We start from the raw sequence: 14,338 nt of genomic DNA on the forward strand, positions 1-14,338 counted from the left end.
ATGTCCGCCTAAAAGTGGACAAAGGGGAATAGGTCCGGCAAAACCAATAAATCTACATAAGAGGACGATTCCATAACTGAAACCTAAAGAACCCGCCCAATTCATCAAGCATTGGCGGGTTTTTCAGTCATATAAAGAGAGCCATTAAAACATCGTATCGTGACTTCGCTTGTCCAGATGTCTGTACTGGATTGCCTCAGCTACATGACCGGCCAAAATCTCGGGGCAGCCGTCCAGGTCGGCGATGGTCCGGGATAATTTTAAAATGCGGTCATGGGCCCGCATACTTAGGCCAAGTACGTCGAATGAGGATTTTAACAACATTCCGGCATCCGGATGTAGTTTGGCATACCGCCGCAGAGCGCTGCCGGACAGCTCGCTGTTGCGGGAAATTCCTTGGTTGCGGTATCTGTGGAGCTGGATTTGCTCGGCTTTCTCCACCTCGAACCGCATTTCTTCAGAAGATAGCGGGGAAGTGTCGTTTTGCCAGTTGGTTGGCCGCGGCACCTCCACATGCATATCAATCCGGTCAAGCAGCGGTCCGGAGAGTTTTTCCCGATACTGGGCGATGCGATAGGGGTTACAGGTGCACACCGGCTGTGGGGGCTCAGCTCCAGAAAAACCGCACGGACAAGGATTTAACGAAGTTGCCAGCAAAAAACGGGCCGGAAAAGTAAACGAAGCCCTGGAACGGCTAATCGTTACCCGGTGTTCCTCCAGCGGTTGGCGCAGCATTTCTAACACTTGGCGCGAAAACTCGGGGAGCTCGTCCAGAAACAATACGCCGCGGTGGGCCAGGCTAACTTCTCCAGGTTTGGGAATGCTGCCGCCCCCGACCATACCTCCGCCAGAAATAGTATGATGCGGAGCGCGAAACGGCCGTTCCGTGATCAAACCGGTTTCCGATGGATTGAATATGCTCGCGGAGCTGTAAATTTTGGTGACCTCCAGGGATTCGTCGGAGGTCAGCGGAGGAAGAATGGTTGGCAGCCTGCGGATCAGCATGGTTTTTCCGGTACCCGGAGGACCGATAAGCATGATGTTGTGCATTCCTGCCGCCGCTATGGTAAGCGCACGTTTAATGTGCCGCTGCCCCAACACATCGCTGTAATTTTCCGGTGGTTTGGATAAGCCATGAGCGTTAGTTGAGGGCTCTGAGGAAGGAGGAAGCGGGCTCCGCTGCAAATGGGCCAGCGATTCAAGTACCAGCGAATCCTCCGTGCCCCGGGATCCTCGCGATCCCATTCCTTCGGGAGACAGCTGGTTTAAATGACTAAGTCCGTATACGGTGATTCCGTCCAGCAGTAACGCTTCCGGAACATTGCCCTCCGGAACGAGAACGGAATGAAAGCCGTGACGCCTGGCCAAATCAACCATGGGCAGAACGCCGGGAACGGGTCTGAGCGCCCCTTCAAGCGATAGTTCGCCGATAATTAAGATACGCTCGTTTTCAGGCAGGGCGACCTGTCCGCTGGAGATCAACAGTCCTAGTGCAATCGCCAGATCGAAAGCAGTTCCCTCTTTCCTGAGGTCGGCCGGAGCAAGATTAATAGTGACCCGTTGGAGCGGGAAGGTATACCCGCAATTTTTGATCGCAGCCCGGACGCGGTCTACGGCTTCACGGACCGCGGAATCCGGAAGACCGACGACATGAGTCTGGGGGATACCGCTCGACAGGTCAACCTCCACTTCGATCATTACTCCGTCAATGCCATATAAACAAGCGCTGTACAGTTTGCCATACATAATAAAAGCACCTCTCTCCCGTTTGTATCGGCCGTTCAATGCGCGCGGCCGTCCAAGTGGAAAAAAGGTGCTTCCATATTTTCCGATATACTCTTGGTCCGTATATTAGAATTTTATCCTGAAAAAGTCAATAGCTCTATATTCGGATTTTCAAGATTTCAAGAATGCAAGTGCTAAGTTCACATTTTTCCAAGAAGACATCATGGTGAAAAAAGATGAATTTTATCGATAATGATCGCAATTTGATATTACTTTTTCGATAGAATTCACACAATAATCCCTTACAGGTTTGTGATTGATCTCGAAATGAGATGAAAACGATATAAAAAAGTTGTGTATAAATCATGAACTTTTTAAGGAAAGCGTTTTAAAAACATGGTACAATTATTTAGGTTTAATCATTTAGCTATACCTCTAATACCGCCTGTTGATAGGAGGATTCCAAGCATGAATATCCATGAATATCAAGGAAAAGAAGTTCTGAAGCAGTATGGTGTCGCTGTTCCCGAAGGACGGGTGGCATTTACGGTTGATGAGGCCGTAGAAGCGGCGGAGGCGCTAGGCAGCCCGGTAGTGGTTGTAAAGGCGCAGATTCACGCAGGGGGCCGGGGTAAAGCCGGCGGCGTGAAAGTTGCTAAAAATTTGGATGAAGTAAGGAACTATGCACAGGAGATTCTTGGCAAAGTACTGGTCACGCACCAGACGGGGCCGGAGGGCAAAGAGGTAAAACGCCTGCTCATTGAACAAGGCTGCGACATTAAGAAGGAATATTACGTCGGCGTCGTGGTCGACCGGGGCACGGGAAGCGTCGTTATGATGGCTTCGGAAGAAGGCGGAACGGAAATTGAAGAAGTAGCGGCGAATACGCCTGAAAAAATATTCAAAGAAATCGTTGACCCGGCACTAGGGCTCCAGCCTTACCAGGCTCGGAGACTGGCTTTTGCCATCAACATTCCTAAAGAGCTGGTGAACAAGGCTGCAGGATTCATGCTTGCCTTGTATGAAGCGTTTGTCGATAAGGATTGCTCCATCGCCGAGATCAATCCGCTCGTAGTTACCGGAGACGGCGACGTGATGGCGCTGGACGCCAAGCTTAATTTCGATTCCAATGCGTTGTTCCGCCATAAGGATATTTTGGCTCTGCGCGATCTGGAGGAAGAAGACGAGAAGGAAATCGAAGCATCCAAGTTCGATCTTAGCTATATCGCCCTTGACGGCAATATTGGCTGCATGGTCAATGGTGCGGGCTTGGCTATGGCTACGATGGACATTATTAAATATTACGGCGGCGACCCGGCCAACTTCCTGGATGTGGGCGGCGGTGCAACGGCCGAGAAGGTTACGGAAGCCTTCAAGATTATTTTGTCGGATTCGAAGGTGAGAGGAATATTCATTAACATCTTCGGCGGCATCATGAAATGCGATGTTATCGCTTCCGGGGTCGTTGAAGCGGCCAAGCAGGTCGGCCTGGACCGTCCATTGGTGGTTCGTCTGGAAGGAACCAATGTCGAGCTCGGCAAGAAGATTCTCGCCGAATCGGGACTGGCTATCGTTTCTGCGGATTCCATGGCCGATGGGGCCCAAAAAATCGTTGCACTCGTATCGTAACTAAACACCTTATCCATGATGGGAGGCTCGAAGTATGAGTATTTTGGTCGATAAAAATACAAAAGTCATTACCCAGGGAATTACAGGGAAAACCGCCTTGTTCCACGCCAAAGGGGCGCTGGATTACGGGACGCAAATGGTAGGAGGAACTTCTCCGGGCAAGGGCGGGACCTCGGTAGATATTGCGCTCGAAAACGGGGAAACCGTTAGTCTTCCCGTCTTTAATACGGTAAGAGAAGCCAAAGCGGCTACGGGCGCTACCGCCAGTGTCATTTATGTGCCGCCGGCGTTTGCCGCGGATTCCATACTTGAAGCGGTTGAAGCTGAACTGGAACTGGTTATTTGCATCACGGAAGGTATTCCGGTGCTGGATATGGTGAAGGTGAAGCGTTATATGGAAGGAAAAAATACAATTCTGATCGGGCCAAACTGTCCGGGCGTCATTACGCCTGGCGAGTGCAAGATCGGTATTATGCCTGGGTACATTCATCTTCCCGGCCATGTCGGCGTTGTTTCGCGCAGCGGAACGCTCACCTATGAGGCGGTTCATCAACTGACGACTCGCGGTATCGGACAGTCCTCCGCGGTCGGTATCGGCGGCGATCCGGTGAAGGGATCGGAATTCATTGATATTTTGCGGATGTTTAATGAAGACGAACAAACGCATGCAGTCATCATGATCGGTGAAATCGGCGGAACAGCGGAAGAAGAAGCTGCCGAATGGATCCGTGATAACATGAAAAAACCTGTCGTAGGATTTATCGGCGGTGTAACGGCTCCTCCGGGCAAACGGATGGGTCATGCCGGCGCGATTATTTCCGGCGGTAAAGGTACCGCGAAAGAAAAGATCTCGAAGCTGGAGGAGTGCGGCATCCGTGTAGCTCCGACTCCGTCCGAAATGGGCTCTACGCTCGTCAGCGTGCTTGAAGAACGGGGCATCCTGAATAGCTGCACGACACACTAAGGTAAATCTGTTATAATAAGGTAAAGGTAAGCAACCTTCTGATCCCTATGGGCGGAAGGTTGCTTTTTTTTGTGAATGGGGGATGAAAATGGATAAACACAGCATTTTGATCGGGCTGCATGAAAGCCCGGGACTGGGGTGGAAACGGATTTCCGACATTGTAACCAACAGAACGGATTGGGAACATGCATTACAATTTTCTCCGGGCGATTGGATGGAATGCGGACTGGAGGCGGAACTGGCTCTAAAGATGGCCGGGCATTTTAAGGCATCCTGGATTCAAGAGAGGATGGAACTGATGGAACGGAAGGGGGTTGTTCCGGTCACCGTTTTTGACGAAGCGTATCCTATATTAATGAAGGAAACGGGCAGACCTCCTTGGGTACTGTATACGGTCGGCAACCAAAGACTGCTGGCAGACCTCTCCATTGCAATGATCGGGACGCGCATGCCGACAGCTTATGGTCGTAAAGTCGGCATCATCCTAACCGAAGCATTATGCTCTCGCGGAGTCACGATCGTCAGCGGATTGGCACGAGGCATAGACGGCGTTTGCCATGAGGCTGCGCTCCAAGCCGGGGGAGCTACGATTGCGGTTCTGGGGACGGCCGTCGATGAAATCTATCCCCGTGAGCATGCCTCGCTCTACAGGCGAATTGTGGAGCAGGGATTAATTGTATCCGAATATCCGATAGGCACTAAGGGGCACCCCGGCATGTTCCCCCAGCGGAATCGCATCATTGCCGGAATGACCCGGGGAACGGTAGTAGTGGAAGCGGATATGCGCAGCGGCTCGCTGATTACGGCGGATCAGGCGCTCGAGGAAGGCCGCGACGTCTTTGCCGTGCCAGGCCCCGTGACTTCGCCAAAAAGCCGAGGAACGCTGGGACTGCTCAAGCAAGGGGCCAAAATCGTGACGGAGCCGAGTGATATTCTGGAAGAATACGAGCACCTGCTTTCAGTCGCTTCGCCCTCAGTCACACAGGAGCCGCCGAGAAACGAGTTGACAATAGACGAGCGGCGCATATACCATATGTTGGAGCAGGGGAACTCCACTTTTGAAGAGCTGATGAACGAGTCCGGGTGGGATTTTGGACTTTTACATTCAGTTCTGTTATCTTTAATCATGAAAAAAGCGGTAGTTCAATTACCCGGTTCTGTTTATAAGATTATATAGTCCATTCCTAACCGAGAGTGGCTTGAAACGAAGACTATATACTATTTTATCTAAAGGATAGCCCTGATTTTAAATGATGCATAAGAGTAACGGACTGTTTGAGAGGAGGATGAACCTGTGGCGGATTCACTCGTCATCGTGGAGTCGCCTGCCAAGGCGAAGACGATTGGCAAATATTTAGGGAGCAAATACATCGTGAAAGCTTCAATGGGTCATGTGCGTGATTTGCCCAAAAGCCAAATCGGGGTTGAAGTCGAGAACGACTTCAGTCCAAAGTATATAACTATAAGAGGAAAAGGTTCCGTCTTAAAGGAATTGAAGGATGCCAGTAAGAAAGTCAAAAAAATCTATCTGGCGGCTGACCCCGATCGCGAAGGTGAAGCGATAGCCTGGCATTTGGCCCATGTCCTGGACGTGGACCAGACGGAGACCTGCCGAGTCGTGTTCAATGAAATAACGAAGCAGGCCGTTAAGGATGCTTTTAAGACCCCGCGCAAGATCAACATGGATTTGGTCAATGCCCAGCAGGCACGACGGATTTTGGACCGCCTGGTCGGTTACAAAGTTAGTCCGCTTCTCTGGAAGAAAATCAAGAAAGGCATGTCGTTCGGGCGTGTTCAATCCGTTGCGTTAAAGATCGTGTTGGACCGTGAGAACGAAATTTCCGAATTTGTGCCGGAAGAATACTGGAGCATCACGACAAAACTTAAAACGGACGATACTTCGTTCGAAGCAAAATTTCACAAATTTAATGGCGAAAAGCTGGAGCTAAAGAATGAACAGCAGGTTCAAGATGTTTTGAAATCGATTGGAGAGTCTGCGTTCAATGTCACCGAAGTGAAGGAGAAGGAACGTTTAAGACATCCTGCCGCTCCTTTTACGACCAGTTCGCTGCAGCAGGAAGCCGCGCGCAAGCTGAATTTCCGCGCTGCCAAAACGATGTCGGTCGCCCAACAGCTTTATGAAGGCGTCGATCTGGGCAAAGAAGGCACGGTCGGTTTGATTACCTATATGCGTACAGATTCGACGCGGATTGCCTCTTCAGCCCAGGAAGAAGCCAAAGAATATATAACGGGTAAGTTCGGCGATGATTATGCTCCTGAATCCCCGCGTCAATATTCCAAAAAGGCAGCCAGCGCCCAGGATGCGCATGAAGCGATCCGTCCTACCTCTGCGTTGCGCGACCCAGAGTCGGTCAAAGCGTTTACGAGTAGGGATCAGTTCAGGTTGTATAAATTGATTTGGGAGCGTTTTATGGCCAGCCAAATGGCATCTGCGGTCTTGGACACGATGTCGGTTGATATTGCCGCAGGAGATGCCATTTTCCGAGCTGTCGGTTCGAAAGTCCGTTTTCCCGGGTTCATGAAGGTTTATGTAGAAGGCAATGACGACGGCACGACGGATGATAATAAATTTCTGCCTCCTCTTCATAAAGGAGAACAGCTCATATTAGAAGAAATCGAGCCGAAACAACACTTTACCCAACCGCCGCCGCGCTATACCGAGGCGCGTCTGGTCAAAACGCTGGAGGAACTCGGCATCGGGCGTCCGAGTACGTACGCACCGACCTTGGAGACGATACAAAAGCGCGGGTATGTTGCAATTGAAGAAAAGAAGTTTGTGCCAACTGAATTAGGCGAACTCTTAATCGAGCAAACGGAGCAGTTTTTCCCCGAAATACTCAACGTGGAGTTTACCGCCAATATGGAAGAAGACCTTGACCATGTCGAAGAGGGCTCCGAAGATTGGGTACGGGTGCTCGGCGAGTTTTATGAATCGTTCGAAAAACGGTTGCGTGTGGCCGAGGAAGAAATGAAAGAAGTCGAGATCGAAGATGAGGTTTCGGATGAAATCTGCGAGAAATGCGGTAAGCCGCTCGTGTATAAGCTTGGCCGATTCGGTAAGTTTCTGGCCTGCTCGGGATTTCCCGACTGCCGCAACACAAAGCCGATCATCAAGGATATCGGAGTAACTTGTCCGAAATGCAAGGAAGGTCACGTCGTCGAACGCCGCAGCAAGAAAGGCAGAGTGTTCTACGGCTGCGACAAATATCCGGAATGCGATTTTGTTTCCTGGGATAAGCCTTCACCGAAACCATGCCCGAAATGCGGCTCGCTGGTGGTGGAGAAGCGGAACAAGCAAGGGGGCAAGCTTCAATGTACCTCCTGTGATTTCGTGGAGCAAATTGAAGAGCAGGACGATGACGCGGCGGAAGAATAAGCATAAGAAAAAGAACAGCATGATCTGGGGGGATTTAGCGTGGCAGATACAAATAGGGTGACCGTCATCGGCGCAGGGCTTGCCGGCAGCGAAGCTGCCTGGCAGCTCGCGAGCCGGGGCGTGCCCGTGACTTTATATGAAATGCGCCCGGTGGTGAAGACGCCGGCGCATCACACTGACAAATTTGCGGAGCTCGTATGCAGCAATTCGCTGCGTGCGAACGGCCTCACTAACGCGGTAGGCGTATTAAAAGAAGAAATGCGGATGCTGAACTCGCTCGTTCTGGGATCGGCAGACCGTAATGCCGTGCCAGCGGGGGGAGCTCTAGCCGTCGACCGGGACGGCTTTTCCGGCGAGATTACCAGAACGCTCCATGAGCATCCGCTCGTGGAGGTTGTGAATGAAGAGATTACTGAAATCCCGCAGGAAGGCATCGTGATTATCGCGACGGGTCCGCTAACTTCACCGGCACTATCCGAGCAGATCCGCAGCCTGACCGGGGAAGACTACTTTTATTTCTATGATGCGGCCGCTCCGATCGTGGAGAAGGACTCGATCGATATGGATAAGGTGTATCTGGCTTCGCGTTACGATAAAGGAGAAGCCGCTTATCTCAATTGCCCGATGACGGAGCAGGAGTTCGACGCTTTTTACGAAGCGTTGATTACAGCCGAGGTTGCACAACTGAAGGAATTTGAAAAAGAAGTCTATTTCGAAGGCTGCATGCCGATCGAAATCATGATGCGCCGGGGCAAGCAAACGGCGCTATTCGGCCCGATGAAGCCGGTTGGCCTTGTAAATCCCCACACGGGTACATTGCCGCACGCCGTAGTACAACTGCGTCAGGACAATGCGGCGGGAACGCTTTACAATCTGGTGGGCTTCCAGACCCATTTGAAGTGGGGGGAACAGAAACGGGTATTTTCCATGATTCCCGGTCTGGAGAATGCTGAATTTGTCCGTTATGGGGTTATGCACCGCAATACCTTTATCAACTCGCCGAAGCTGATGGAGCCGACGTATCAATTGAAACAGCGTCCGACCCTCTTTTTCGCCGGTCAAATGACGGGCGTGGAAGGTTATGTGGAGTCTGCTGCTTCCGGCTTGATCGCCGGGATCAACGCCGCCAATGCGTTTAGAGAACAAGAAGGCATCGTTTTCCCGGAAGATACGACACTCGGCAGCATGGCGCGCTATATCACGACCGCCGATTTCCAACATTTTCAGCCGATGAACGCCAACTTCGGTTTGTTCCCGAAACTGGATAAGCGGTACCGCAAAAAGGCTGAGAAAAACGAGGCGCTTGCTCATCGCGCGCTGGACAGTTTGCGTTCTTTTATAGACGGTAAGGGGCTATAGAGCCAAGTTGAAACATAGCCTAGTATAGGCAGATCTTGAGTAAAAACGTAATGAAAGGAAGCGGTATCCATGGTTCCTAGTTTTCATGCCACCACGATTTGCGCCGTCCGTCAGAACGGTAAGGGAGCGATCGCCGGAGATGGACAGGTTACATTTGGCGAGAGCGTCGTCATGAAGCAGACAGCGAAAAAGGTCCGCCGGCTGTATAGAGGTCAAGTACTTGCTGGCTTTGCCGGCTCGGTGGCGGATGCGATCACGTTGTTTGAAAAATTCGAAGGCAAGCTGGAAGAGCATCACGGAAATCTTCAGAGAGCCGCTGTAGAGCTTGCTAAAGAGTGGAGACAGGACCGCGTGCTCCGTAAGCTGGAGGCGCTCCTGATCGTAATGGATAAGACCGGCATGCTGCTGATCTCAGGCGGCGGAGAAATCATCGAGCCCGATGATGATGTGCTGGCCATAGGCTCAGGGGGGAACTTCGCCTTGTCGGCTGCCCGGGCGCTCAAACGCCATGCATCGCAGCTGGAAGCGAAGGATATAGCCCGTGAAGCGCTCCAGGTCGCTTCGGAGATTTGCGTATATACTAACGGCAACATTATTGTCGAAGAACTGTGATCGGGGGGACGTAACCTATGTCAAACGGGAATTTAACGCCGAGACAAATTGTCGCCGAACTGGATAAATATATCGTGGGACAGAAGCAGGCGAAGAAGTCCGTTGCAGTGGCACTCCGCAATCGCTACCGCCGCAGCCTGCTCAGCGAAGATGTCCAGGACGAAATCGTACCGAAGAACATTCTGATGATCGGACCCACCGGTGTGGGTAAAACAGAAATTGCCCGTCGTCTGGCCAAGCTTGTAGGCGCCCCTTTTATTAAGGTGGAGGCAACGAAGTTTACGGAAGTCGGGTATGTGGGGAGAGACGTGGAGTCCATGGTGCGGGACCTCGTCGAAATTGCTATTCGGACCGTCAAGCTGGAGCGGACGGAGAAAGTGAAGGATAAGGCGGAGGAACTGGCGAATGAACGGCTGGTGCAAATTCTCGTGCCATCGGAAAGCAAATCCAAGAACACCCGCAATCCGTTCGAAATGCTGTTCGGAAACCAGAATTCGAACGATAATAAAACAACGCAAGATACCCCTGAAGAAGACAGCAATTTGACGGAACGCCGCCGTCAGGTCCGATTCAAGCTATTGGCCGGGCAACTGGAGAATGATATCGTCGAGGTCGAGGTTGAAGATAACTCTCCGACAATGATGGATATGTTTGCCGGGCAAGGAAACGATCAAATGGGGATGAATATGCAGGAGATGTTCGGAAGCCTGCTTCCACGTCGAACGAAGAAAAGAAAGCTGTCCATCAAGGAAGCACGGAAAGTGTTGACCCAGGAAGAAGCCTCCAAGCTGATCGACCAGGACGATCTTACCCAGGAAGCGGTGGAACGTGCCGAACAGTCCGGCATTATTTTCATTGATGAAATCGACAAAGTAGCAAGCAAAGGCCAAGGCTCCGGACCGGATGTATCCCGTGAAGGGGTGCAGCGTGACATATTGCCGATTGTGGAAGGGTCTACGGTAATGACGAAATACGGGCCGGTCAAAACGGACTATATTCTCTTTATTGCCGCCGGCGCTTTTCATGTCGCCAAACCATCGGATCTTATCCCCGAGCTTCAGGGGCGTTTCCCGATCCGGGTGGAATTGGGCAGTTTGTCGTTGGAGGATTTCGTATCGATTTTGACGGAGCCCAAAAACGCCCTGACCAAGCAATATATCGAGCTGCTGCGGACGGAAGAGATTGAGATCGAATTCTCTCCCGAATCCATTCGGGAAATCGCAGCCATCGCGGCCAACGTTAATGCGAATACGGAGAACATCGGAGCGAGAAGGCTTCATACGATTTTGGAAAAACTACTTGAGGATTTGTCATTCGAAGCTCCGGAGCTAACGTTGGATAAAATGACGATTACCCCCGAATATGTGCGTGAGAAGCTTGGGGACATTGCCAAGGACAGAGATTTAAGCCAGTATATTCTGTAATCGGGACCTGTTATTCTGTTCACTTTGATTTTTTTAAGGCCGTAAGACCCAAGTAATTTGGGTTTTACGGCCTTTTGTCATTATTACTACTAAATCGATTGAAATTATAAAATTTGAAATTGTGTCGAGATAACTCGAAAAAATTGAAAAATTTTCAAAAAGTGCAAAAAATATCGCTAATTTCGTCAAAGATAGTGCTTTTTTCTTATTGTAATAAAATCCAATCTCCATGAAACTTAGGATATATGACATTCTATACTTTTATTCTACATTAGGACGTTTGAAAGACATGAAATATGAGATTATTGTCGAAAAAAGAGGAATTGTATAGGGAGTCGTTGAATACGTATTTCTAGTGATTTTGGATTTTTGGATTTGTTTTTTAGGGGGGCAGCTAAATGCAATTATTGAATGGTATCGGATTCCAGCGGCTGGAATCAGCAATACAGGCAGCCAATCTTAGGCAGGGGGTTCTTGCCAATAATATCGCTAATGTGGACACCCCTTATTTCAAACGATCTAGCGTATCTTTTGAAAGCCTTTTGCAAGACCAGATAAACGATTCGACTCCGACTTTGGAAGGACGGCGCACAAACGCAAGACATTTCGACATAGGTCTATCGTCCCGCTTGAAGGAACCGGCAGTGCTGACGGATCGGTCAACCGCTATGAACAACAATGAGAACAATGTAGATATTGAAAGCGAAATGACGCAATTGGCGGAAAACCAGCTTCGCTACAATGCCTACATAGAACAGGTCAACTACCAAATTAAAATGAAGCGCACTGCATTGGAAGGGAGATAATCGATTTTGAAAATCAGCAATAGTTTCAGTATCAGCGCTTCGGCATTGACGGCTCAACGCCTACGGATGGATGTCATCTCCTCCAATATCGCCAACGCAGAAACCACTAGAGCTCAAGTAGTGGACGGCAAGGCGGTTCCGTACCGCCGCAAAATGGTGGTCATGTCCCCGATGAAGACAGAATTTGGACAGGCTCTGAATTCCGCGATGGGAACCACCACCTCCAGTCAAGGGGTTAAAATCACGCAGATCAAGGAAGATGCGGCCCCGTTCAAACCGGTATACAACCCAACGCATCCCGATGCGGACAGCGAAGGATATGTATATATGCCTAATGTGGACACGTTGAAAGAGATGGTGGATGTTATTTCCGCCTCCCGCTCGTATGAAGCTAACGTCACAGCATTGAATGCCACGAAGGCTATGATGACGAAAGCACTTCAAATCGGGAAATAGAAATTCATAAGGAGTTAGGAGTGTTGATCTTTGATTCAGGCAATGAACTTTAATACTTTAAAGTCAGTAGACAGCGTCGTCGCACCGAGTAAACCGGTTGCTCCCACCCCTGCGGAGTCCATGAAGGAATTCAGCTCATACTTGAGCAATGCTTTGGACGGAGTAGCTGCACAAGAGAAGAACGTGGCAGCCATGAATAATAAATTTCTGCTTGGTGAAGTAAGCGCGGATCAAGTAATGATCGCTTCGGAGCAAGCCATGTTAAGTTTGCAGTTGACTACGCAAGTAAGAAATAAAGTGATAGAAGCTTATCAAGAGATAATGCGTACGCAAATTTAATAAAATTAGCATGCTTCGGATGAGGTGACGTTGTGAATGAAAGAATTGCCCAGTATCGGGATAAATTGACCGGGTACTGGAACCATTTCAGCAAGAAACAAAAAACATTACTTATTTCTACGATAGCAATCATTCTGTTAGCGGTGATTCTTCTAACGATCCAATTTTCCAAAACGGAATATGAAGTCGCCTTTACGGGTCTGGACTCTACGGATGCGGCAGGGATCATTAATCACCTGGAATCGAGCGGAATTCCTTATAAGCTTGGTGTGGATGGAACGAGCATTTCCGTTCCCAGCAAAGAAGCATCCCGCGTCAAAGTGGACGTCGGTTCGCAAGGAATCGTCCAGAACGGTTCTATCGGTTGGGAAGCTTTTAATGAAAGCTCGTCTCTGATCGGGATGACTGACAATGAATTCGGAGTGAAATACAAAAGCGCGTTGAACGGTGAGATCGAACAGCTCTTGAAGAGGATGCAGGGGGTTCAAGACGCAAAGGTATTGATTAACTTACCGACAGAGAATGTGTTTGCCAGCCCTGATGAACAAGAAAAAGCATCCGCTTCTGTCGTTGTAACATTCAAGCCGGGATATCGTCCGAATCAGGAAGCGGTTGATGGATATTTTAATCTCGTCAAAACTTCGGTGCCGAATCTGCCGGTTGAGAACATTTCGTTGTCTTCCAGCGATGACACGGTACTGCTGCCTACAGGGCAGGGCGGTCAGATCGGCTCGCTGACTACGGCCGTGCAAGAAAATATGGCTCTTCAGAAAAAGTTCGAGAGCGACGTAAAACAAAGCGTCAGACAGTTCCTGGCTAAATTGATGGGACAAGACAAAGTGGAGGTCTTGGTTACTTCCAAACTCAACTTTGACCAGATTAGCCAAAAGGAAAATTTGGTAACCCCCGTTGATACCGAGAATATGAAGGGTATCGAGATCAGTGCCCAAAAAATTCAGAAAAGCTATACCGGTGAAGGAAGTCCTGATAGCGGCGTAGCGGGTACCGGGGAAACGGATGTATCCAACTATCCTGGAACGGATACGCAAAGCGGAGGTTCGTCTTCGGAGGAATCATCATCCACCATCAATTACGAGGTCAACCGAATTACCAAGGATATTGTGGCCAGTCCTTACGTTATAAAAGATTTAACCATTAACGTAGCAGTTGAACCACCAGATGGACAACAAACTTTAGACCCGGCGACTCAAACGGCGATCGAGAACATTTTGACCAACATTGTCGGATCGTATCTTGCAGATTCCGGTACTACTTATACAGACGCTGATTTAGAGAAGAAAGTTTCTGTTTTCTCTCAAGCTTTTCATAATCCGGATACTAAAGCTTCCGGTTTGAGCCTTTCCAGCCCGCTGGTATGGGGCGTCGGAGCCGCGGCATTGCTGGCAATTGCGGGTATCGTATTCTTGTTAATCCGCCGGAAAGGCAAAAAAGAAGAGGTGGAAGAAGAAATCCCGATGCCGCTTACGCCGGAGTTTCCTTCCATTAACTTGGAAACTGTCACAAACGAGAACCAAGTGCGCAAACAGCTGGAGACGCTGGCCAAGAAGAAGCCGGACGAATTCGTCAACTTGCTTCGCACCTGGCTGGCTGACGAATAGAGGTGAAC

Annotated in this window: 12 protein-coding genes; 11 read left to right on the plus strand and 1 reads right to left on the minus strand. The window is 49.8% G+C overall.

From position 1 onward, the window contains the following. Positions 1–144: 144 nt before the first annotated feature. On the minus strand, positions 145–1,746 hold the full coding sequence (locus KB559_RS08775; protein ID WP_211021337.1) for a YifB family Mg chelatase-like AAA ATPase: 1,602 nt from the start codon (positions 1,744–1,746) through the stop codon (positions 145–147). Positions 1,747–2,193: 447 nt separating this feature from the next. On the opposite strand from KB559_RS08775, the gene sucC reads away from it, so the two are divergent. The 11 genes from sucC to fliF all read left to right on the plus strand — a co-directional run bounded on the left by sucC (position 2,194) and on the right by fliF (position 14,330). After that, positions 2,194–3,354: an ADP-forming succinate--CoA ligase subunit beta gene (sucC, locus tag KB559_RS08780; protein ID WP_211021338.1), complete on the plus strand. Its 1,161-nt coding sequence runs from the start codon at positions 2,194–2,196 to the stop codon at positions 3,352–3,354. A 34-nt stretch (positions 3,355–3,388) separates the two neighbouring features. Further along, complete coding sequence (gene sucD, locus KB559_RS08785; protein WP_211021339.1) at positions 3,389–4,318, plus strand: succinate--CoA ligase subunit alpha; 930 nt, start codon at positions 3,389–3,391, stop codon at positions 4,316–4,318. A gap of 88 nt (positions 4,319–4,406) precedes the next feature. Further along, positions 4,407–5,495 carry a DNA-processing protein DprA gene (gene dprA / locus KB559_RS08790; RefSeq protein WP_211021340.1) on the plus strand — a complete coding sequence of 363 codons (1,089 nt, stop codon included), beginning with the start codon at positions 4,407–4,409 and terminating at the stop codon, positions 5,493–5,495. A 117-nt stretch (positions 5,496–5,612) separates the two neighbouring features. Then, positions 5,613–7,715, plus strand: a complete 2,103-nt coding sequence (gene topA, locus KB559_RS08795) for a type I DNA topoisomerase (protein ID WP_211021341.1) — start codon at positions 5,613–5,615, stop codon at positions 7,713–7,715. Positions 7,716–7,754: 39 nt separating this feature from the next. Beyond that, entirely contained in the window at positions 7,755–9,074 is a 1,320-nt protein-coding gene (gene trmFO, locus KB559_RS08800) for a methylenetetrahydrofolate--tRNA-(uracil(54)-C(5))-methyltransferase (FADH(2)-oxidizing) TrmFO (RefSeq protein WP_211021342.1), read from the plus strand. A gap of 69 nt (positions 9,075–9,143) precedes the next feature. Continuing rightward, positions 9,144–9,686, plus strand: coding sequence for an ATP-dependent protease subunit HslV (gene hslV, locus KB559_RS08805; RefSeq protein ID WP_211021343.1), 543 nt, complete (start codon positions 9,144–9,146; stop codon positions 9,684–9,686). Positions 9,687–9,703: 17 nt separating this feature from the next. Continuing rightward, entirely contained in the window at positions 9,704–11,110 is a 1,407-nt protein-coding gene (hslU, locus tag KB559_RS08810) for an ATP-dependent protease ATPase subunit HslU (protein ID WP_211021344.1), read from the plus strand. Between the two features lie 398 nt (positions 11,111–11,508). Continuing rightward, on the plus strand, positions 11,509–11,916 hold the full coding sequence (gene flgB / locus KB559_RS08815) for a flagellar basal body rod protein FlgB (RefSeq protein WP_211021345.1): 408 nt from the start codon (positions 11,509–11,511) through the stop codon (positions 11,914–11,916). A 6-nt stretch (positions 11,917–11,922) separates the two neighbouring features. Beyond that, positions 11,923–12,372 (plus strand): flagellar basal body rod protein FlgC, encoded by a 450-nt coding sequence (gene flgC, locus KB559_RS08820; protein WP_211021346.1) that lies wholly within the window; start codon positions 11,923–11,925, stop codon positions 12,370–12,372. A gap of 42 nt (positions 12,373–12,414) precedes the next feature. Continuing rightward, the gene (fliE, locus tag KB559_RS08825) at positions 12,415–12,711 is read left to right on the plus strand and encodes a flagellar hook-basal body complex protein FliE (protein ID WP_211021521.1); all 297 of its coding nucleotides are present in this window, start codon (positions 12,415–12,417) and stop codon (positions 12,709–12,711) included. Between the two features lie 32 nt (positions 12,712–12,743). Further along, positions 12,744–14,330, plus strand: a complete 1,587-nt coding sequence (fliF, locus tag KB559_RS08830; protein WP_211021347.1) for a flagellar basal-body MS-ring/collar protein FliF — start codon at positions 12,744–12,746, stop codon at positions 14,328–14,330. Positions 14,331–14,338 lie beyond the last annotated feature (8 nt).

This window comes from Paenibacillus sp. Marseille-P2973, from assembly GCF_018101095.1.
In the GTDB taxonomy this organism is placed as follows: domain Bacteria; phylum Bacillota; class Bacilli; order Paenibacillales; family Paenibacillaceae; genus Fontibacillus; species Fontibacillus vini.

Excerpts from the sequence above, each read along its gene's own strand:
- KB559_RS08775 (WP_211021337.1), bottom strand. The coding sequence starts at position 1,746 with ATGTATGGCAAACTGTACAGCGCTTGTTTATATGGCATTGACGGAGTA.
- sucC (WP_211021338.1), top strand. The coding sequence starts at position 2,194 with ATGAATATCCATGAATATCAAGGAAAAGAAGTTCTGAAGCAGTATGGT.
- sucD (WP_211021339.1), top strand. The coding sequence starts at position 3,389 with ATGAGTATTTTGGTCGATAAAAATACAAAAGTCATTACCCAGGGAATT.
- dprA (WP_211021340.1), top strand. The coding sequence starts at position 4,407 with ATGGATAAACACAGCATTTTGATCGGGCTGCATGAAAGCCCGGGACTG.
- hslV (WP_211021343.1), top strand. The coding sequence starts at position 9,144 with ATGGTTCCTAGTTTTCATGCCACCACGATTTGCGCCGTCCGTCAGAAC.
- hslU (WP_211021344.1), top strand. The coding sequence starts at position 9,704 with ATGTCAAACGGGAATTTAACGCCGAGACAAATTGTCGCCGAACTGGAT.
- flgB (WP_211021345.1), top strand. The coding sequence starts at position 11,509 with ATGCAATTATTGAATGGTATCGGATTCCAGCGGCTGGAATCAGCAATA.
- fliE (WP_211021521.1), top strand. The coding sequence starts at position 12,415 with ATGAACTTTAATACTTTAAAGTCAGTAGACAGCGTCGTCGCACCGAGT.